This is a genomic window from Pseudocolwellia agarivorans (genome assembly GCF_002000085.1).
Lineage (GTDB): Bacteria > Pseudomonadota > Gammaproteobacteria > Enterobacterales > Alteromonadaceae > Pseudocolwellia > Pseudocolwellia agarivorans.
Genome location: NZ_MUZU01000001.1, coordinates 701,570 through 722,335 on the forward strand (window position 1 = coordinate 701,570; position 20,766 = coordinate 722,335).

General features: G+C 35.3%; 14 protein-coding genes. 6 read left to right on the forward strand and 8 right to left on the reverse strand.

Going from position 1 to position 20,766, the window contains the following annotated elements; translation table 11 throughout:
• Nucleotides 1-55: 55 nt before the first annotated feature.
• Nucleotides 56-442, reverse strand: coding sequence for an MGMT family protein (locus B0X80_RS03040; protein ID WP_077338324.1), 387 nt, complete (start codon nt 440-442; stop codon nt 56-58).
• Nucleotides 436-1,101 (reverse strand): SDR family oxidoreductase, encoded by a 666-nt coding sequence (locus B0X80_RS03045; RefSeq protein WP_077338325.1) that lies wholly within the window; start codon nt 1,099-1,101, stop codon nt 436-438. The genes B0X80_RS03040 and B0X80_RS03045 overlap by 7 nt, the downstream gene beginning before the upstream one ends.
• A gap of 275 nt (nt 1,102-1,376) precedes the next feature.
• On the opposite strand from B0X80_RS03045, the gene malQ reads away from it, so the two are divergent.
• Together malQ and B0X80_RS03055 are read left to right on the forward strand one after the other, a co-directional pair.
• Nucleotides 1,377-3,569 carry a 4-alpha-glucanotransferase gene (malQ, locus tag B0X80_RS03050; protein ID WP_077338326.1) on the forward strand — a complete coding sequence of 731 codons (2,193 nt, stop codon included), beginning with the start codon at nt 1,377-1,379 and terminating at the stop codon, nt 3,567-3,569.
• 90 nt (nt 3,570-3,659) lie between these two features.
• Complete coding sequence (locus tag B0X80_RS03055) at nt 3,660-4,091, forward strand: DUF3859 domain-containing protein (RefSeq protein ID WP_076418447.1); 432 nt, start codon at nt 3,660-3,662, stop codon at nt 4,089-4,091.
• 17 nt (nt 4,092-4,108) lie between these two features.
• On the opposite strand, the gene B0X80_RS03060 is transcribed toward B0X80_RS03055, so the two are convergent.
• Entirely contained in the window at nt 4,109-6,433 is a 2,325-nt protein-coding gene (locus tag B0X80_RS03060) for a bifunctional diguanylate cyclase/phosphodiesterase (protein ID WP_077338327.1), read from the reverse strand.
• A 363-nt stretch (nt 6,434-6,796) separates the two neighbouring features.
• Between B0X80_RS03060 and lgt the strand changes: the two genes are divergently transcribed.
• Both lgt and B0X80_RS03070 read left to right on the forward strand, forming a co-directional pair.
• A complete protein-coding gene (lgt, locus tag B0X80_RS03065; protein WP_077338328.1) occupies nt 6,797-7,603 on the forward strand; it encodes a prolipoprotein diacylglyceryl transferase in 807 nt (268 codons plus the stop codon).
• Between the two features lie 6 nt (nt 7,604-7,609).
• A complete protein-coding gene (locus B0X80_RS03070; RefSeq protein ID WP_077338329.1) occupies nt 7,610-8,395 on the forward strand; it encodes a ribonuclease H family protein in 786 nt (261 codons plus the stop codon).
• A gap of 77 nt (nt 8,396-8,472) precedes the next feature.
• Here B0X80_RS03070 and B0X80_RS03075 read toward each other — a convergent pair whose 3' ends face one another.
• On the reverse strand, nt 8,473-9,552 hold the full coding sequence (locus B0X80_RS03075; protein ID WP_077338330.1) for a WD40/YVTN/BNR-like repeat-containing protein: 1,080 nt from the start codon (nt 9,550-9,552) through the stop codon (nt 8,473-8,475).
• Nucleotides 9,553-9,731: 179 nt separating this feature from the next.
• Between B0X80_RS03075 and B0X80_RS03080 the strand changes: the two genes are divergently transcribed.
• Nucleotides 9,732-10,574, forward strand: coding sequence for an HDOD domain-containing protein (locus B0X80_RS03080; RefSeq protein WP_077338331.1), 843 nt, complete (start codon nt 9,732-9,734; stop codon nt 10,572-10,574).
• A gap of 24 nt (nt 10,575-10,598) precedes the next feature.
• Here B0X80_RS03080 and B0X80_RS03085 read toward each other — a convergent pair whose 3' ends face one another.
• Both B0X80_RS03085 and acnB read right to left on the reverse strand, forming a co-directional pair.
• The gene (locus B0X80_RS03085) at nt 10,599-10,973 is read right to left on the reverse strand and encodes a YacL family protein (protein ID WP_077338332.1); all 375 of its coding nucleotides are present in this window, start codon (nt 10,971-10,973) and stop codon (nt 10,599-10,601) included.
• 209 nt (nt 10,974-11,182) lie between these two features.
• Complete coding sequence (acnB, locus tag B0X80_RS03090) at nt 11,183-13,774, reverse strand: bifunctional aconitate hydratase 2/2-methylisocitrate dehydratase (RefSeq protein WP_077338333.1); 2,592 nt, start codon at nt 13,772-13,774, stop codon at nt 11,183-11,185.
• 530 nt (nt 13,775-14,304) lie between these two features.
• On the opposite strand from acnB, the gene B0X80_RS03095 reads away from it, so the two are divergent.
• Nucleotides 14,305-17,100: a bifunctional aconitate hydratase 2/2-methylisocitrate dehydratase gene (locus B0X80_RS03095; protein ID WP_077338334.1), complete on the forward strand. Its 2,796-nt coding sequence runs from the start codon at nt 14,305-14,307 to the stop codon at nt 17,098-17,100.
• Nucleotides 17,101-17,288: 188 nt separating this feature from the next.
• Here B0X80_RS03095 and B0X80_RS03100 read toward each other — a convergent pair whose 3' ends face one another.
• Both B0X80_RS03100 and pepN read right to left on the reverse strand, forming a co-directional pair.
• Nucleotides 17,289-17,648, reverse strand: coding sequence for a hypothetical protein (locus B0X80_RS03100; RefSeq protein WP_077338335.1), 360 nt, complete (start codon nt 17,646-17,648; stop codon nt 17,289-17,291).
• A gap of 120 nt (nt 17,649-17,768) precedes the next feature.
• On the reverse strand, nt 17,769-20,423 hold the full coding sequence (pepN, locus tag B0X80_RS03105; RefSeq protein WP_077338336.1) for an aminopeptidase N: 2,655 nt from the start codon (nt 20,421-20,423) through the stop codon (nt 17,769-17,771).
• Nucleotides 20,424-20,766: the final 343 nt, after the last annotated feature.

Genomic DNA, 20,766 nt, shown 5'->3' on the forward strand with positions numbered 1-20,766 from the left:
TTACTTAAAAAGTTAACAACAGTTTAACCACGAACAATACCAATAAAAGCTCTAATTAAAACTCTAATTTAAACAATAACTCTCCTAAATCAGGAGACCATTGATACTCAGTCATTTTTACTTTATTTCCGATAACAACAACTTGCTCATTTTGTAATAATTTTTTTTGTTTCATAAATAACTCACTTCCCGTAGGAAAAGATATTTTCCCTAGTGAGTTTATCACTCGAAACCAAGGGACTTTTTGATTATTCCAACCATTAATAGGCACTTTGCCTAAGGCTTTTCCAACTAATCGTGCACGACCAGGCAACCCTGATAAATCAGCAACCTGTCCATAACTTGCTACACAGCCAAAAGGAATAGCCTGTACCGTTTTCCATATTTTTATATATTGTGTATTAGCTGGCTCTTTATTCACATCTTGCGATGTAGTTACCATGGTAATACTTGACCATTAGAATGTTTAAAAACACCCGTTTCCTTTAAAGTTAGCCCATGAATTAAATCAACAATTTTTACCGCAGCTTCGTTTGCTGAAATATCACCGTTATTATTTACCATCTCGGTTTGAACATAACCTGGATGATAAATACCTACAGCAATATCTTGAGAATACAAATCTTTACTCAACGACATAGCTGCTGCATTTAACGCAGCTTTAGACATACGGTAACCATAGCGCCCACCAGATTCATTATCCGCAATAGATCCCATACGCGAAGTGATCATCGCCACCTTACCATCTAAATTTAAATTACACTGTAGCGTATCAACAATATTAAGAGGCGCCAAAGCATTCACTTCAAATTGCTCTCTAATGGTTTCGAGATTTATATCTGCTAAACTTTCATCCCTCAAAATTCCAGCATTACAAACCAATATGTCGATACCAATACCACTTAAAGCTTTTCGCATATTTTTGATACCTTGGGTAGTCGCTACATCAATATCGGTAATAACATGCACACCTAACTTATTTAACTCTTCGGAAGAGTTTCTACATAAAGCATACACAAGATGTCCTTGCGATTTAAACACTTCAGCCATTGCCAATCCAATACCGCGATTAGCCCCAGTTATTACAACAGTTTTTTTCATAATATTTCCTTAACCTATTTATAAAAGTAAATTAAAAAACGTTAATCTATTAACGCAATAATATAAGTAACCTTTATTGCAAACAAACAAATTTATAAGCAAATAATAAAAATTAATATTTATTTTACAGTACAAAAATCAAGTGAGAGTATGCTATAAATAATATGACTTATCTTTTTTTGCTCGACTAAGGCGCGCGCTTCAAATTAAGCATCAACTTATATTATCTTTTTGTAAAAAAATTCAAAGTATTGCCCTGAATATAGAGAGTAAGTATGAATAATATCTCCCCACCTATAGAACAATTAGCCGAACTTGTTGGTTTCCATAAAAGTTACGTTAATAGTTTTGGGATCAAACAAACACCAAAAAAAGAAGCACTAGCATCATTATTAAATGCAATGGGGTTTAACCTAACCAGTGAACAAATACTCGAAGAACAAATTAAAACGTTACAAGAAAAACAATGGAGAGTTATATTACCGACAACTCACATCGTAAAAAGTACAAACAAACAACCTTTTATTCCTATTAGCTTACAAAACACTGTAGAACAGCAACCTATTAGCTGGACCATCACAACAGAAAATGGTGATTTACTTAATCAACACCTTGATGTTTCAGCATTAGAAGCAATAGATGTTACGACGTTAAATGAATGTACTTTCTCAAAATATCAATTACCTCTTCCTCAAGTAGAAGAGGGATATCATAAGTTATCGATAAAGTATGGAAATCAACAATCTGATTGTCATTTTATTGTAGCCCCCGAAACATGCTTTAGTGCTAAAGAAGCTCATGCGAATAAAATGTGGGGTTATGCCGCTCAACTTTACTCTATACGTAGCGAACAAAACTTTGGAATGGGAGACTTTAAAGATTTAAATAACTTAATCATAGGTGCATCTGAACAAGGAGCTTCAACCGTAGGACTAAACCCTCTCCACCCTTTGTATCAAAACAACCCTGAACATGTCAGTCCTTATTCTCCAACAAGCCGTTGTTTCCTTAATACTCTATATATCCATGTACAAAGTGTTCCTAACTTTTCAACATGTCAGCGGGCCCAAGAAAAATATAATAGCGCCGCGTTTCAAAAAAAATTAGCTTCAGCAAAAGCAAGCCAGTTAATAAAGTACCCAGAGGTTGCTGAATTAAAGTTTGAATTATTAGAAATTCTTTTTGATGACCTTATCATCTCTTCACAACCTATAAATGAATCATTTAAACAAAGCTTTATCCGTTTTACTCAAGAGCAAGGCGAAGATTTACATACACTGGCTACATTTGAAGCCCTTTACGAGCATTTTAGAAAAACAAACGCTTCAATATATAACTGGAAATTATGGCCAAAAGAATATCAATCGCCTAATACTCGCGCGGTAAAAACATTTCAAAAAGCGCATTCATCGCGAATTCAATACTTTATGTATTTACAGTGGTTAGCACACGAACAATTGATAAATGCAGCAAACCTAGCACAAACCCATGACATGCCTATAGGGTTATACTTAGATTTAGCTGTTGGTTGTGATGGTTCTGGCGTAGACGTATGGTCTAACCAAGACGTTTACGTATCTGGCGCATCAATAGGTGCTCCACCTGATGCCATGAACACGTTAGGTCAAAACTGGGGATTAACACCAATGAACCCCGTTGCATTAAAAGAACAAGGCTACCAACCCTTAATAAAAGCTTTACGCTGCAATATGCAATACGCAGGAGCTTTACGAATAGACCATATATTAGGATTAATGCGCCAATATTGGATTGCTCCTGATATGGGCGCTCATGAAGGTATTTACATCACTTTTCCACTCGATGATATCTTAAGTATTATTGCTTTAGAATCTCGTCGTTCACGCTGTGTTGTTATTGGTGAAGACTTAGGAACTGTTCCTGAAGGTTTTGGTGAAATAATAGCTAAATCGGGTTTGCTGTCTTATAAAGTGCTGTATTTTGAACGTTGGTGGGAAACAGGATTATTTAAACGCCCTGAAATATATCCAAGCCAGTCAATTGCTACTGTTTCGACGCATGATGTACCAACATTAGTGGGTTGGTGGGCTAGTCGTGATTTAACCTGGCGTAGAAAGTTAAATTTATATCCAAATGATGAACTAAAGGAACAAGAACAAATTGATCGTATTAAAGATCGCCACTGTCTTATTGACGCATTAAAAGACGTCGGAGTGCTCTCTCCTGATGATATTAATAGCGAAACATTAGAAATAACCAACTCTGACCTTAATATTGCTGTTCAAAAATATGTTGGATTATCAAAAAGCCACATACAATTGATCCCTTTAGAAGACGGACTAGAACTATTAGAGCAAGTTAATATTCCAGGCACTATAGATGAGCACCCTAACTGGCGTCAAAAGCTACCAGTAATGTTAAACGAACTATGGAGTACACCTTCAATATTAAACATACAATCACTTATGAATGAAGTTCGTCCTAAATAAAGAAGTATTTTAAACGGAAATTTGCTAAAATCTCCGTTTAAAATTCAATAACATGCATTTAAATAATCATTAAACCTTTCACTACACTCTATGGCTAAATCAAACATTCAGCATTCTATTACTAGTTTTGGTATTTACGACAAGTGGGAAGATACTAATAAATCTCTGCCTAAAATCAAAGAGTTTACCGTTAATGTACCTGCTAAAATAGATATCGAATTTGGTTTCATTATCAATATAAAAAAAGGAAAAGGGAAAAAGATAACTTATTGCATTTATCATCCAAATATTCCCGATGACGATGGCAAAGTCATGCCCCCTTTTATTGGTGAAATGTATATTAGAGATAATAACTGGAATTTTTATTTAGGTGACACTATATGGGCGCCTATTAATAATAAGCTAGGTGATTGGCGCATGACCATTACGTGCGAAAATAAAATAATTGCTGATAAAACATTTAGAGTTGATGAACCTAATGAGCTTTTAGAAGCATCATTTTGGAAGAGAGCTGGATACTAAACGCATAAGGGTTTATTTTAACCTTTAGATAAAGGAGATAACTCATTAGCAGAGTTATTATTAATTAAAAACAATTCAAACTCTCTTTTTATAATAGGTCTAGAAAAATAATACCCTTGCCCATAGTCACAACCAATATCTCGTAAAATATCTCTTTGCTCTCTTGTTTCTATACCTTCAGCTATTACTTTAATATTGAGTTTTTTAGCCATAACAACCATAGCTTCACACAAGGCTAAATCTTTACTATCTTCAGACATTTTCTGAACAAAGCTTTTATCAATCTTGAGATAATCTGTATCATAATTTTTTAAATATGAAAGTGATGAATACCCCGTACCAAAATCATCAATTGAGATAGGGATCCCTGATTGTTTTACTAAGGTTAAAATATCAGCGACACCTTTCTTGTTTTCCATTAATAAGTTTTCAGTAATTTCAAAGGCGATAGAGTCTTTGCTATCTTTTTCACTATTTAATGCTTTCATCCAAGCAGCTATATTTCCTGAGTTTTCTTTATATTGGATCGGAGAAGTGTTTATACTAATTTGAAAATGAGGATGGATACTATTTCGCCATTCTTTAACATCTAATAACACAGTACTAAAAACATAATCACTAATATCAATAATTAACCCCGTTTCTTCTGCAAGTGGAATAAAATCTAATGGATTAATTATGCCGCGAGTAGGATGTAGCCATCGAACTAAGGCTTCTGCTTTATATGTAACATTTGTTTGTAAATTAATAATAGGTTGATAAACAACAAAGAACTCTTCATTTTTGATTGCACGACGTAAATCTTGAATCAGCTGCATTCTCTCTACAGCTTGATCTCTCATTGATTGAGTAAAATAATGATAATTATTTCGTCCCAAATTTTTAGCGCCGTACATGGCTTGATCTGCATTTTTGAGTAAGTCATCGATATCTACAGCATCATCGGGATAAATAGTAAGGCCAATACTAACAGCACTATGTACAACCTCATTAAAAAGATAATAAGGCAAGGAAATAGACTTTCGTAACTGCTCTGCAACAACTTCTACACCTTTAAAATCTTTAAGGTTAGACATGATAATAACAAATTCATCTCCTCCTAGCCTTGCTACAATGTCATTTTTGCGAATGCTTTGTTTAATACGCTTAGCTGTTTCTTTTAATAAAGCATCGCCAATATGATGACCTAAAGTGTCATTAACATCCTTGAAATGATCTAAATCTAAAAAAGCTACCGCTATTTTTTCATTATCTCGTTCAGCTCTCGCAATCAATTGTGTTAAATGGCTGCGCATCATATTTCTATTAGGTAAGCCAGTAAGGCTATCAAAGTTTGCTTGTTGCCAAATGAGTAAGTGATTCTTCTCTCTTTCGATAGATATACTCGCTAAATGTGCAAACTGCTCCACAAGTAAAAAATCTTGTAAAGCAGGGGTATAATGAACACTATGATAAATACTAAAAACACCAATAACCTCCCCTTCCGAACTTACAATAGGTTCAGCCCAACATGCACTTAGATTTGAATTTTCAGCCAATTCAGCAAATAAAGTCCAACGATTATCGGTGCTAATGTTTGCAACAATAATTCTTTTTTCATAAAAAGCAGCTGCACCACAAGGACACCCTTCGGGTCCAATTTCTACCATATGCATTTTTTCTACCATAGCTTTAGGTAAACTAGGTGCTGCACCTGTTATAAGGAATTTTTTAGATTTATCGAAAAGAGATATACTACATATAAGATCGGGATTTTCTTGTTCAACGCTTTTCGTAATAAACTCTAAAACAACAGACAGTTTATGCGAACCCACTATAAGCTCTAAGGTTTTATTACGAAGACGTTCCAATCGCTCACTTTTAATTAAAGATATGTGTTGTTGACTTATGTTGCGAGCCGAAAAGTAGGCAAAAATATTTGCCATAAGTAAGGTAACTATAATAGTACTAAAGCTGATTAAAGACGTTTGCTCAAAAGTTAAAATACTAACAATAATCATCAGTAAAGCACTTAAGACTAACGCCACATTAATTCGAAATAAATAATAAGAAGCAATAATAACTGGGTATTCCCAGTAAATTTGACTAACCCCCTTCAACCAAATAATTAGCACAACTCCCAACATGGAAGAGATACCTAAAAAAATACTGACTTTTTCTGTATTTCTGGTTTTATATACGTAATAAAAAGTACTCGATAATGCGAGAACAATTACACCATCAAGCAAGGCATGCATCCACTCTTGTTGATAAAGGCGTACCAACATAAAGACGGTAATAACTATAATCCCTGAAGAGGAACTAGAAAGGAGTAAATACTCTTTAATTGAACGTGGATGCATTATTTATTACCTGTGAATCTTTCAAAAACATAAAATCCTTTTGTATTTGTATAAAGAGAGATTTACTTTCTCGAAACAAAGTTTAAACCTTTATAAAAGAATAAGGTTGAACGGTCGATAAACAATCACAATGTATACATAATAGTCCTAAACCTTAATTTATCCAAGTAAATGCAAGTAAAATAACACGATACATACATCAGCAAACTGTATACCAGAGCAACTTTTGTTACATAAAGTTAATGATAAAAACAAACTTCAGCTTGAAAATATTCCCCTTCAAATTTATGATGGCTTCATACCCTTTCTCTGATGAAGTAATTTACATTTCATCATGACTTACTTTCTTAATAGGCACTCTCCTTGGAACATTTAATTTGGAATATTGACCCTGTATTAGTCTCTTTTGGTGCTATAAAAATTCATTGGTATGGTGTTTTATTTGCTTCGGCCATACTTTCTGGTTTACAGGTAATGAAATGGATTTATAAAACAGAAAACATCGAACAAGAATCTTTAGATACTTTATTAGGTTATGTCGTATTTGGTATTATCATTGGCGCTCGATTAGGCCACTGTTTTTTCTATGATCCTAGTTACTACTTCGCAAACCCCATGAAAATATTAGCTATTTGGGAAGGTGGTTTAGCAAGCCATGGCGGCGGCTTAGGTGTTATACTTGCTATTGGCTTATACGTTAAAAAACACAAAGTCAGCTACTTATGGATTTTAGATCGGTTAGCAATAGCTACCGCTTTATTTGGCGTATTTGTACGTTGTGCAAATTTTATTAATTCAGAAATATTAGGCGTAACCAGTAATCTACCTTGGGCTGTTGTTTTTGCGCGAATCGATAATTTACCAAGACACCCAGCACAACTTTATGAAGCCATTTCATACTTATTTATATTCATCATTTTACTTGGTTTATATAAAAAGTTTAAAAGTCATTCTCCAAAAGGCTTATTACTAGGTACATTTTTAATTCTTACCTTTACTGCTAGATTTCTAGTTGAATCAGTAAAACAAAAACAGGCAGCCTACTCTTCAGAGTTTATGTTAAACACAGGGCAAATGCTTAGTATTCCATTTTTTATTGCTGGCATTATTTTAGTTATCTTGGCGTACAAACAATTAAACGCTCCATCTATTAATACAAATAAGAAGTAGCACGGTATGAGTAAGAAACATTACGTTATTTGGAAAGGGAAACAAACCGGTATTTTTGATACTTGGAGTACGGTGCAATCATTGGTAGCAGGTATGAACAATGCCCAGTATATGGGATTTCCTTCTAAAGCCGAAGCAGAGGAAGCATTTAAAGAGTCATACACTAAAGCATTAATGAAACGTTCTTTAGCATCAGGTAAAAGCGCTCCTTCAACAACAGGTGCATTAACTAAAAAAACATCGCTCCAACAAAAAAATCAAACACTAAACTTTGCAGATATTAATATATATTGTGATGGCGCTTGTTCACCTAACCCCGGAAAGTCAGGCTCAGGTATAGCAATATATCAAAAAGAACAATTAACACAGCTTTGGTATGGCTTATATGATAAAAATGGAACAAACAACACTGCTGAATTAAACGCTCTTTATGAAGCATTAAAAATTGCCAGTTCATATATTCAAAAAAATCAATCAGTTCAGATCTTGTCAGATTCAAAATATTCAATCGACTGTATTACTAAATGGGCTAAAGGTTGGAAAAATAAGGGTTGGACCCGAGGCAAAGGGGAAGAGATTAAAAACCTAGAAATAATAAAAGGTTGCTTTTCTCTTTATGAAACACTTAAAAATAATTTAACCATTACTCATGTTAAAGGTCATGCCAATATTGAGGGTAACGAACTTTCAGATAGAATGGCCGTTTTTGCAAGAGTTAATGCTGAGAAAGACTTTATAGAGTATACACAATCAATCGATATCCCAACAATACTAGCTATGGCTTCAGGATAAAAAACGCTCTCAGTGCTTTTCTTATACAGCAAAAACAGATATCAATATTCTCAATCAACACAATGAACAAAGGTGGTTTATTCTTGTTTAAGTAAAACACCTACCTTCCCATCGTCACCTGCACCTAAAAATAATTCGTTATTACTCGCTATAGTATAAAAACCAATATCCTTTTTATTGTTTTTTAGTGGTTGCCATGTCACCCCATAATTAAATGATATATCGCTCGATAACTTACCTGTAATAATGCAAATACTCTTAATACAAGACATTGCGGTCCGTAAACCTCTGTTTCCACTTTTAAGTGATATCACTTCACCTTCCTTAACTAAAGATAGGTTTTTATACACTCCATCTCTTCTTTTATAATCACCTCCAAGAGTAAAAACACTCTCTTCATACTGATATAAACCATACCCTCCCGCTGTTAATGTTTCATCGAACAGAGGAAGATTCATTCTTTGCCAATTATCACCATAATTAGTACTTACATATAATGACGCCTGTCTACCTCCAGTGGTAAACCAAGCTTTGCCATTTTCCCCTACAATTAATGTACTACCACTTGCAGCAAAAGCAGATTCGTTTTCTAACATCTTAGGTAAATGATTTTTCTTAACACGCGTCCATGTTTTACCACCATCTTCCGTGCGTTTTATTACATAATAACCATCAAGAGGGTCCCCTAAAAGCAAACCATTATTTTTGTCCCAAAACCCTATAGAGTTATAAAACCCCTTCTCTTCTTGATTTTTATTTAATAATTTCCAATGACTTCCTCCGTCTTGAGTAATAAACAATACGGATTGGCTTCCGCTGCCAGCTCCCATAACTATCGCTGTATTTTCGTCGAAAACTTCAATATCTCTAAAGTCATACAATACTTCAGCAGATACTGAGCTATTCTGCCAAGACTCACCACGATTACGGCTAACAAAAACAGCATTGTTTGTACCTGCAACCCATAAGGAGTTTTTATATATACCACTTGCTCTTAGAGAAGGTTTATTTTCAATAGTATTTGTTTTCCATTGAGGTAAATCAATGGTCATATGCTGAGCGTTAATGTCGACAGTATTTAATAAAAGAAAAAAACACACTATATACAATATATTACTCAATAGCCTTTGAAAAAACATACTCGGAGAAAGACTCATAATATTCACCTTTAAAAATAAAAGATTAGATAAAACGTATTAAAAGATAACTCAAGTTAAAATTTAATAAGCTGTTGTAAATTAATTAAAATTGAGTGATAGTTATAACATAGTAAAGGACTAATAATGTCATATTTATATATGAGCTGTAACTTAGCAATAAATTATAATTAAAACTTATGTTACATATTGATCAAAAAGTAATTGAAGATATAGAGCGTGGTTTTTCCATTCCCGCCCAACCCAAATTACTTAAAAAGCTTCAAGGATTAATTGCGCAAGAAGAGCCTGAGTTAAACCTTATAGCTCGTACTATAGCGCAAGATGCAGCTGTATCTTCAACTATATTAAAAACAATAAATTCGCCTGTATACGGCTTATCAAGAACCATTTCTGACATTCCAAAATCTGTACGCTATATAGGTTTAGAAGGCATAATAATTTTAGTAACAAGTAGCTTACTTAAACAAACCTTTAAGCAAGAAGATTGCTCAATCGCATTAGAAGATTTTTGGATAAATTCAACCAATATAGCGAATGTTTGTGTACATATAGGTAACTCACTAAAACAAGCTATCTCTAAAGATATTTTATTTTCTTTAGGACTTTTCCATGATTGTGGTATTCCTATTATGGCAATGAAATACTCTGAATATCATCAAATATTTCAACATGCCTTGGAAACTCCTGACGTTTCAATAACATCAATTGAAGATATAAATTATCAAGCTAACCACGCAACTATTGGTTACTATGTTGCTACATCGTGGCGATTACCTAAAGATATTTGCCAGTTAATTTTAGCTCACCACGAACGAGATTTTTTAGACAATCCATTCAGCCGCCTTCAAAAATTTTATTTTTCTATTTTAAAAATGGCTGAAAATATTGTGCATCAAAAAAGGTATAACGAAGACACGCCTGACTGGACATTCTTAAAAGATAAAGTGTTAAATATACTAGTCATAAACGAAGGTGAATATTCAACACTATTAAATAGTTTCGAAGAAGATATAACTTAACTCGTATTATTTAATACGAAGTATTTATTTGATAAAATTTGACCACTTAATTAACAACTCCCTAAAGTCTTCAACACCACATTCTGTAGAACTGTCGTAACCTGTATTAATACCTTGCTCAATTTCACTATCATATGCTTGCTCTACGTCTTCCAAATCGCGATTAAAAAATACTTGAACAGAGTCCTCACTGAAAATTAGGCTGTATTCCATACCCGTTATCGTAATATCTTTTTGTTGTCGCTCTTTAATATTAGCGACAACCTCTAGTAGAACATTTATCTTTTCAATGTCTTTTCCTACTTCTACTTCTAACCAAGGCCCCATAATTTCATGTTCCATTGAAAATCGAGCACTAGCTCCCCCTGTTAATGAATCATGAATAAATTCGTATTCCATAAATTTCTTATAAGTAAATAGATTATTTTATCATTATATCAAACTTAGCTAATCCTCTCTTTTAATAAATGCTTAAACGTTCGATCAGCAAAAAATAGCTATCCCCCTAATACGGAATATATAAAACATAAAAAATCAAAACATATAAATAAAAAAACGCCACTTAAAAGTGACGTTTCATTAATCATTTATTAAAACGTAATAACCAATTATGCAGGTTCTTGAATAATAACTGAGTCAGCTTTATTTGTGTAAGCATCCATTTTATGGAAGTTTAAATAACGGTAAGTATCCGCAGCTGTGGCATTAATTTGTGAGGCATATTCCATATACTCAGCCGTTGTTGGTAATTTACCTAATATAGCACCTACCCCTGCAAGTTCTGCTGATGTTAAGTATACGTTAGCCCCATTACCTAAACGGTTAGGAAAGTTACGAGTTGATGTAGATAACACGGTAGATTTCTCTGCAACGCGTGCTTGGTTACCCATACATAATGAACAGCCAGGTGTTTCCATACGTGCGCCAGCTTTACCATAAATATTGTAGTAGCCTTCAGCCGTTAGTTGATCACGATCCATCTTAGTTGGAGGAGCAACCCATAAACGCGTAGGTAAAGTACCGTTGAATTTCTCAATGAGTTTACCCGCGGCACGGAAATGACCAATATTTGTCATACATGAGCCAATAAATACTTCATCAATTGCAACACCAGCAACTTCCGATAATAATTTCGCATCATCTGGGTCGTTAGGACAACAAACAATGGGCTCTTTAATATCAGCTAAATCAATTTCAAGGATATGAGCGTATTCGGCATCGCTATCAGCTTCCATTAAAGATGGATTCGCTAGCCATTCTTGCATACCTTTAATGCGACGTTCAATAGTACGCACATCACCGTAACCTTCGCTGATCATCCATTTAAGCATAACAATGTTTGATTCTAAGTATTCTGCAACAGATTCTTCTTCGAGTTTAATCGAACATCCTGCAGCAGAGCGTTCTGCTGAAGCATCTGATAATTCAAATGCTTGCTCAACCGTTAAGCCTTTAAGCCCTTCAATCTCAAGTATTCGACCAGAAAACTCATTAACTTTACCGGCTTTTTCAACCGTTAATAAGCCATTTTTAATACCGTAATAAGGAATGGCATGTACTAAATCACGTAATGTAATACCTTTTTGCATTTCGCCCTTAAAACGAACGAGTACAGATTCCGGCATATCAAGTGGCATAACTCCTGTAGCCGCAGCAAAAGCAACTAAACCAGACCCAGCAGGGAATGAAATACCTAATGGAAAACGCGTATGTGAATCGCCACCAGTACCCACCGTATCAGGTAATAGCATGCGGTTTAGCCAAGAATGAATAACACCATCCCCCGGGCGGAGTGAAACACCACCACGGTTCATCATAAAATCAGGTAATGTATGATGGGTAACAACATCAACAGGTTTAGGATAAGCAGAGGTATGACAGAACGATTGCATAGTTAAATCAGCCGAAAAACCTAAACATGCTAAATCTTTAAGCTCATCACGTGTCATAGGACCTGTAGTATCTTGTGAGCCAACCGTTGTCATTTTAGGTTCGCAATACTGCCCAGCGCGTACACCTTGAACACCACAAGCTTTACCCACCATTTTTTGCGCTAAAGTAAAACCTTTGGTTGATTCAAGCGTATCTTCAGGTTTTTTAAATAAATCCGTAGCATCTAGCCCTAATGCTTCACGAGCACGAGCGGTTAAACCACGACCGATAATCAATGGAATACGGCCACCAGCACGAACCTCATCAAGTAATACAGGGCTTAGCTCAAATGTTGAAATAACCTCGCCAGCCGAATTTTTAACAACACCTTCGTATGGATAGATATCAATAACATCGCCCATATTCATTTTTTGTACATCTAATTCAATCGGTAATGCGCCAGAGTCTTCCATAGTGTTATAAAAAATAGGGGCAATTTTTCCGCCTAAACAAACACCACCACCACGTTTATTTGGAATACACGGAATATCATCTCCCATAAACCATAAAACAGAGTTAGTGGCAGACTTACGTGAAGAGCCAGTACCAACAACATCACCTACATAAGCTAATGGGATCCCATCTTTTTGTAACGCTTCAATTTGTGCAATTGGGCCTACAACACCATCTTCATCAGGTGTTATGCCTTCACGTTCTATTTTCAGCATAGCTTTGGCGTGTAATGGAATATCAGGACGTGACCAAGCATCGGGCGCTGGCGATAAATCATCTGTATTTGTTTCGCCTGCTACCTTAAACACTTTAACAGTAATTTTATCAGCAACAACGGGCTTACTCGTAAACCACTCGCCATCAGCCCAAGACTGCATTACTTGCTTAGCAGCTTGGTTACCTGCTTCAGCTTTTTCTTGTACATCATGAAAAGCATCAAACATTAATAATGTATTTGATAAACCTGCCGCTGCTGTATTAGCTAAAGCAGGATCGTCTAATAAATCGATCATAGGTTGAATATTGTAGCCACCTAGCATAGTACCTAATAATTGTGTCGCTTTCTCAGCACTTAAAATAGGAGAAATCGCATCCCCTTTAGAGACTGCAGCTAAGAACCCAGCTTTCACATAAGCGGCATCATCAACCCCAGCAGGGATTCGATTTGTTAATAAATCCAGAAGAAAATCTTCTTCACCTGCAGGCGGTTTTTTTACAAGTTCAATTAAAGCAGCAGTTTGTTCTGCATCTAACGGCTTAGGCACAAGACCTTCAGCAGCACGTTCTTCTACATGTTTACGATATTCTTGAAGCATGACTTTTACCTTTATGATAGAGATAACTAACCTTAATTTAGCTCAGCCGGTTAGGTTAATCTGAATTAAATTTTTCAGTATCAGGGATTAAAAATTTTAGTTTGATCATACGTTAATAAGTATATTAAATGAACGACAGTAGCCAATCATCCCGTTTATTATTAGTATGTATAATATATATAGTTATTTAAAATCAATAATATAAATTTATAACATGTATCAACACACGATAAAATGACTAGAATCAATTCTCTTATCATTTACCAATAAACGCCCAAAATACGATTTTAGTAAACACAAAAATTGAAGTGTTAGTTACACATAAAAGAGCTCACTTAATACACCTGTAACTAATATTTATTATGATAAACAACGCATATCACTAAAATTTCTATCAGGCATATCTTTTGTGAATAGTGTTTATTTTATCAAATGATTCATAGTAGATAAAAAATCAGGTAAAATAGGGACAAATTTTGTCCTGGCTAATGACCCTGTTATTAGCATTTTATAGCTAGAGAGAGTATCAAATGAGTCTGTATTTAGAATATATAGCAGAAATTGAAAGTCGTAAAAAGGAGCTTGGTTTAGCGCCAAAGCCTATTGATAGCGCTGAGTTATTAGCTGAAATCATCGAACAAATCAAAGATCAAGGGAATGAATATCGCGCAGATTCTCTTAACTTTTTCATTTACAATACTCTGCCAGGTACTACGAGTGCAGCTAGTGAAAAAGCTAAATTCTTAAAACAAATTATTTTAGGTGAAGAAACAGTAGCAGAAATTACACCTGAATTTGCTTACGAATTACTATCACATATGAAAGGTGGTGCATCTATTGGTGTACTACTCGACTTAGCATTAAGCGATGATGAAGCATTATCTACCCCTGCAACCGCGGTATTAAAAACACAAGTATTTTTATACGATGCAGATACAGCACGTCTTGAAGCGGCTTACAAAGCAGGTAACACTGTTGCTAAAGATATTTTAGAAAGCTACGCTAACGCTGAGTTTTTTACCAAACTACCTGATATCGAAGAAAAAATTGAAGTAGTAACTTATATCGCTGGTGAAGGTGATATCTCAACTGACTTACTTTCTCCTGGTAACCAAGCACACTCACGTGCTGACCGTGAATTACACGGTAAATGTATGATATCTCCAGAAGCTCAAGACGAGATCCAAGCTTTACAAGCTAAGCACCCTAACGCAAAAGTAATGCTTATCGCTGAAAAAGGTACTATGGGTGTTGGTTCTTCACGTATGTCGGGTGTGAATAACGTTGCACTTTGGGCTGGTAAACAAGCAAGTCCATACGTTCCATTTATTAACATAGCTCCTGTTGTTGCTGGTACAAATGGTATTTCTCCAATATTCTTAACGACTGTTGATGTAACTGGTGGTATTGGTCTTGATCTTAAAAACTGGGTTAAGAAAGTAGATGCGAACGGCAATAATGTTGTTGATGAAAATGGCGATGTTGTTTTAGAAGAAGCTTACTCAGTTGCTACTGGTACTGTATTAACTATTGATACTAAAGCTAAAAAATTATTAAACGGTGATAAAGAACTAGTTGATATCTCTTCAGCTTTCACTCCACAAAAAATGGAATTCATGAAAGCGGGTGGTTCTTACGCGGTTACCTTTGGTAAGAAGCTACAAACTATTGCAGCTGAAGTACTAGGAATTGAAATACCTCAAGTTTATGCACCTTCTAAAGAAATCTCTCATGCAGGTCAAGGCTTAACAGCCGTTGAAAAAATATTTAACAGAAATGCGGTAGGCGTTGCTTCTGAAACTGATCTTCACGCAGGATCTGATGTTCGCGTTAGAGTTAACATTGTAGGTTCACAAGATACTACTGGCCCTATGACATGCCAAGAGCTAGAAGCGATGGCCGCATCAACTATTTCTCCATTAGTTGATGGCGCATATCAGTCGGGTTGTCACACAGCATCAGTATGGGACAGCAAAGCTAAAGCAAACATCCCTAAATTAATGAGCTTTATGAACAAGTTCGGTTTAATTACAGCGCGTGATCCTAAAGGCGTTTACCACGCAATGACTGACGTAATTCATAAAGTATTGAATGATATTACCGTCGATGATCGCGCTATTATTATTGGTGGTGACTCGCATACTCGTATGTCTAAAGGCGTAGCATTTGGTGCCGATTCAGGTACTGTTGCAATAGCTCTTGCGACAGGTGAAGCGGCTATGCCAATTCCAGAGTCTGTAAAAGTAACATTTAAAGGCAAAATGCAAGGTCACATGGATTTCCGTGATGTTGTACATGCTACTCAAGCACAAATGCTTAAACAGTTTGGCGGTGAAAACGTATTCCAAGGTCGTATAATCGAAGTACACATTGGTACTTTATTAGCAGACCAAGCGTTCACTTTCACCGATTGGTCTGCAGAAATGAAAGCAAAAGCTTCAATCTGTATTTCAAATGATGAAACTTTAATTCAATCAATTGAGCTTGCTAAAAGCCGTATCCAAATCATGATTGATAAAGGTATGGAAAACGAAGCGGGTACACTTAACGGTTTAATCGCTTTAGCTGACAAACGCATTGAAGAAGTTAAATCAGGAACAACACCAGCATTATCGCCAGACGACAACGCCAAATACTATGCAGAAGTTGTTATTGATTTAGATGTTATCGATCAACCAATGATTGCTGACCCTGATGTAAACAACGAAGATGCATCTAAGCGCTATACTCATGATGTTATTCGTCCGGTTTCATACTACGATGGCAAGCCTGTAGATTTAGCGTTTGTTGGCTCTTGTATGGTTCACAAAGGTGACATGCAAATCATCGCTCAAATGTTACGTAATATTGAAAAACAAAACGGCAAAGTAGAATTTAAAGCGCCATTAGTTGTAGCTCCACCAACTTACAACATTGTTGATGAACTTAAAGCTGAAGGCGATTGGGACATCTTGCGTAAGTACTCTGGTTTTGAATTTGATGATGCAAACCCTAAAGGCGCAGCACGTACTAAGTACGAAAACATCATGTACCTTGAGCGCCCTGGCTGTAACTTATGTATGGGTAACCAAGAAAAAGCTGAACCAGGTGATACAGTTATTGCTACTTCAACTCGTTTATTCCAAGGTCGAGTTGTAGCTGATAGTGCTGAGAAAAAAGGTGAATCATTACTAGGTTCTACACCGCTAGTTGTACTTTCATCTGTACTGGGTCGTTTCCCTTCAATCGAAGAATACAAAGCTGCGGTAGAAGGTATCGACTTAACTCGATTTGCTCCTCCTACAGAAGAGATGAGCACTAAATACGTACCTATCAAAATGGTATAAACTTTCTCTGCCAAGCTCTCTGTTTTATTAATAGAGAGCTTAAATTGAAAGTAGAATAGAAAAAAGGGTGATCATTTTAGTTGAGCGAGTTAACACTTGCGAATAACTAAAATCATCACCCTTTTTTATTTTTATAAAGGAAAAACAGACAACAAAAATGAATCTTAACTAAGCTGTATGATAAAGATTTAACCTTTTTTCAAGCTTGGCTTACATTCAATATTCGCTTGTAACGAAGCAGGAATAAAACTCTTGATATATTTTTCATCATTGTAAGTTTCAATACCATCAACAATTTCAATTTTAAAACCGTAGGTCTTACAAATCTGGAAAGATTGACGAACTAAAAAAGCTGAAAGTGTTGAAAATCGCGTTCTATTGGTAGAACGAACAATCAGGCTATAGTTGTTATCACTTATTTTATGTTGCTCAAACTGCACTTGATGATCAAAATCCCAAGCTTTACCCTCAGATACTTCTGACTCTCCCTCTAAAATATGAGCACACCCTGTCATACATAACATAAAAACAATAAGTATCGATTTCATTTAATCTCCTAAAAATAAAAAACTCGTGGTATTGAATAATCACGATATACGTAAGAATACAACACAACGAGTTTTAACACACTATCAATACTGAATATGTATTGTTTAGCGCTTATTTAGCTATTTAATAGTCATTTTATTCTTGATCATTAAACAACGTTCATCACTTTGTAAAGCAACCAACAATGAGCGTTTAGTCCCTGAAGATAACTCAGTTAGCGTATCTGCAGCTTTTTGTAAACGCTTAACACTCTGTGACGTACAGTTTGCAGGAATAAGGTAACGACCATAACTCCTCATAAATGTGTGATCATTAGCCGCATCAATACTTGCTAAACTGTTTATACGCTGATCTGCCGTTTTTTCATCTAAACTGTTTTGATCAGATGTATATAAAGCAGTCATAGCAGAGCGTAATTTTGAAAACGGTAGCTCTGAATCATTCTGCTGTATTTTAGCTAACCAACGCGTTTTAATTGCTTCATCTGGTGCAATAACTTCAGCATAAATAGCTGACTTCAAGCCAGTATCAGAACTATCTTTTTCTAACTCAGCAGTTATTAATTTATCCGCATTAGGATATTGATAACGGTTTAACTGGGCAATAATATCCCAACGTAAATCTTGATTAACAACAAGCCCATCAATAACCTCATCACCTTTCAATACAGTGTATAAGTTACTTAAACTTGATGCTGAACTGGTTATGGTTCTGTAAGCCTCAAACCATCTACGCATATTACTGCCAGAACTCTTTATAGTATTAGCCCATGCAAGCTCTTCTAACTTTTGTGTCATCTCTTTCGCATAAGCGTTATTTAAGCCGTACATTTTATTTAAATAAGTTTTACTTGTTTCAAGCTGACTAATCACTTGCCCCAAAATGGTATAATCGCTTTCAGCAGAGATGTTATTAACCGCAACATCTAAATATTCATTAAGTGATAACTGTCCGTCACGAACACTATCCCACAGACTTTGCCATAACATTGAACGTAAAAGTGGATCTTCTACTTTATTCACGTGTTGTTTAGCTGTTTTAAAAGAAGCCTTGTCTAATTGAACTTTAACAAACCCCCAATCTTCATAATTTGGGTAAACAAGATCAGGACATTGAACACCTTTTAATTCATTAACCTGAGTAGTTTGTCCTTTATAAATATAAGGTAGAGCTTTAGTCTGCTTAAGTTTGTCACCTTTAATATTAAATAGTGCAAGTTGGATTTTTTGCTCACGTAAAGTTGGAAACTTAATATCGGTAGACTGTTCTATTTCAAACGAGCTAATAACATTATTTACACATTCAAAATTCACATTAATGGTATTAACACCGGCTTTGTATAGCCACTGATCTTTCCATGTATCTAAACTACGGTTACTCGCTTTAGCTAAGCTTGCAATAAAGTCATCTAAAACAGCATTTTTATAAGCATTTTCACTAAGGTATTGATGAATCCCCTTTCTAAAGGTGTCTTTGCCTAATAAGTGGCGTAATTGATTTAAAGCTGAAGCCCCTTTTGAATAAGTGATCGCGTCAATATTATCGAAAGCATTAGCTGTTGATGGAATAGCAACTTCTATAGGGTGCGTTGTTACACTTTGATCTGCACGATAAGCCGCCTGTTTACCCCCCGTATAAAATGAGCGCCATGCTGCGGTAAATTCTGTAGCTTCTGCTGTAGCTAAAGTTGCCATGAAAGCAGCAAAACTTTCATTTAACCAAAGTCCGTTCCACCATTTCATGGTAACTAAGTTACCAAACCACTGGTGAGCCATTTCATGCATAATAACATTAGCTAATCTTTCACGTTTACTTTTACTCATTTCACCATTTGTTAAAAAGCTACCTTCAGCAAAAGTGATTGCAGCCGCATTTTCCATCGCACCGTACAAAAAGTCAGGTACGAGTACTTGATCATATTTAGTAAATGGGTAATCAACACCGTAGTAATTTTCGAAAAAAGTTAAGCCTTGTGTCGTATATTTAAACCAATCGCTAGGTTTAATTTGCTTAGCGACTGATTGACGTACAAATAAGCGTAATGGATATTTCGCATTATTGTCTTCCCATACTTTATATGGCCCAGCATGAAGAGAAAAATTATACGGGCTTAGCTTTGGCGTTTCATCAAAGTGCCATACCTTAAGTTGACCTTTTTCTTCAACTCGGCTTTCCTTCATTGCAGTAATAACAGACCAATCAGCAGGAGCTGATACAGACATAGTATAAGTAGCTTTTAAATCAGGCTGATCAAACAGAGCAAACATTTGCTGTGCCGCCGCTGGTTCAAAATGAGAGTATAAATAAACCTTGTCATCAACAGGATCTTTAAAGCGGTGTAGCCCTTCCCCATCAGTACTATGCTCACGTGTAAAGCTAATACTTACTATGTTCTTACCTTTATTTAATGACTTTGCTGGTAAAGTAATAAACCATTTATTATATGTTGGTTTAACTGACTTTCCGTTTACCATTAATGCATTAATTTCTGCATCGTTTAAATCGACCGTTAAAGGTGTTGAATTATCTTTTAATGAAAAATCGATAACAGAAGTTGCTGAAAACTGACTACTTTCAGACAAAGTAAATTGTAAGTTGTAATGAACATCTGACACGCGCGACGAGCGCAAATAAGCTTGTTCTTGCGATAAATACGCATCTTCAGCTCTTGGTGGAACAGTCGTTGTTTTTTCACTTTTGGAGTTATAACTTGATTGACAAGCCGATAACAATAAAACAAAAAAAGAATAAGCCACAGGTCGAAACAAATTCATTTATAAGTCCTTATAAAATATATTTATATTATGTAGCGCTCACTATAAAAGAGACGGGCATGAGTTAAAAGAGACTATCGATAAACAAACGAGCAAATAAGATAGGAAATGTTCTTTACTACATATTTTCGAATAATTTTTATAGAGGAGAGAAGAATATTACAAGTTTCGAGAATATAGTAAAAATACATTAATACATAGAGCTTTAAAGTTTATATCTGATTAGCTCTGATTCAAAGGGGGCGTTCAAAATTCTGTGTCAGCTTAAATTCTTAAATATCGAGCACGCTGTCTAAACGTCCCTCAAAATAAATCGCTAACTGAGATAAACAAAGGCTCCAAT

Bases quoted from the DNA above. Each gene is read 5' to 3' on its own strand.
- B0X80_RS03040 (WP_077338324.1), bottom strand. From the start codon at position 442: ATGGTAACTACATCGCAAGATGTGAATAAAGAGCCAGCTAATACACAA.
- B0X80_RS03045 (WP_077338325.1), bottom strand. From the start codon at position 1,101: ATGAAAAAAACTGTTGTAATAACTGGGGCTAATCGCGGTATTGGATTG.
- malQ (WP_077338326.1), top strand. From the start codon at position 1,377: ATGAATAATATCTCCCCACCTATAGAACAATTAGCCGAACTTGTTGGT.
- B0X80_RS03055 (WP_076418447.1), top strand. From the start codon at position 3,660: ATGGCTAAATCAAACATTCAGCATTCTATTACTAGTTTTGGTATTTAC.
- B0X80_RS03060 (WP_077338327.1), bottom strand. From the start codon at position 6,433: ATGCATCCACGTTCAATTAAAGAGTATTTACTCCTTTCTAGTTCCTCT.
- B0X80_RS03070 (WP_077338329.1), top strand. From the start codon at position 7,610: ATGAGTAAGAAACATTACGTTATTTGGAAAGGGAAACAAACCGGTATT.
- B0X80_RS03075 (WP_077338330.1), bottom strand. From the start codon at position 9,552: ATGAGTCTTTCTCCGAGTATGTTTTTTCAAAGGCTATTGAGTAATATA.
- B0X80_RS03080 (WP_077338331.1), top strand. From the start codon at position 9,732: ATGTTACATATTGATCAAAAAGTAATTGAAGATATAGAGCGTGGTTTT.
- B0X80_RS03085 (WP_077338332.1), bottom strand. From the start codon at position 10,973: ATGGAATACGAATTTATTCATGATTCATTAACAGGGGGAGCTAGTGCT.
- acnB (WP_077338333.1), bottom strand. From the start codon at position 13,774: ATGCTTCAAGAATATCGTAAACATGTAGAAGAACGTGCTGCTGAAGGT.
- B0X80_RS03095 (WP_077338334.1), top strand. From the start codon at position 14,305: ATGAGTCTGTATTTAGAATATATAGCAGAAATTGAAAGTCGTAAAAAG.
- B0X80_RS03100 (WP_077338335.1), bottom strand. From the start codon at position 17,648: ATGAAATCGATACTTATTGTTTTTATGTTATGTATGACAGGGTGTGCT.
- pepN (WP_077338336.1), bottom strand. From the start codon at position 20,423: ATGAATTTGTTTCGACCTGTGGCTTATTCTTTTTTTGTTTTATTGTTA.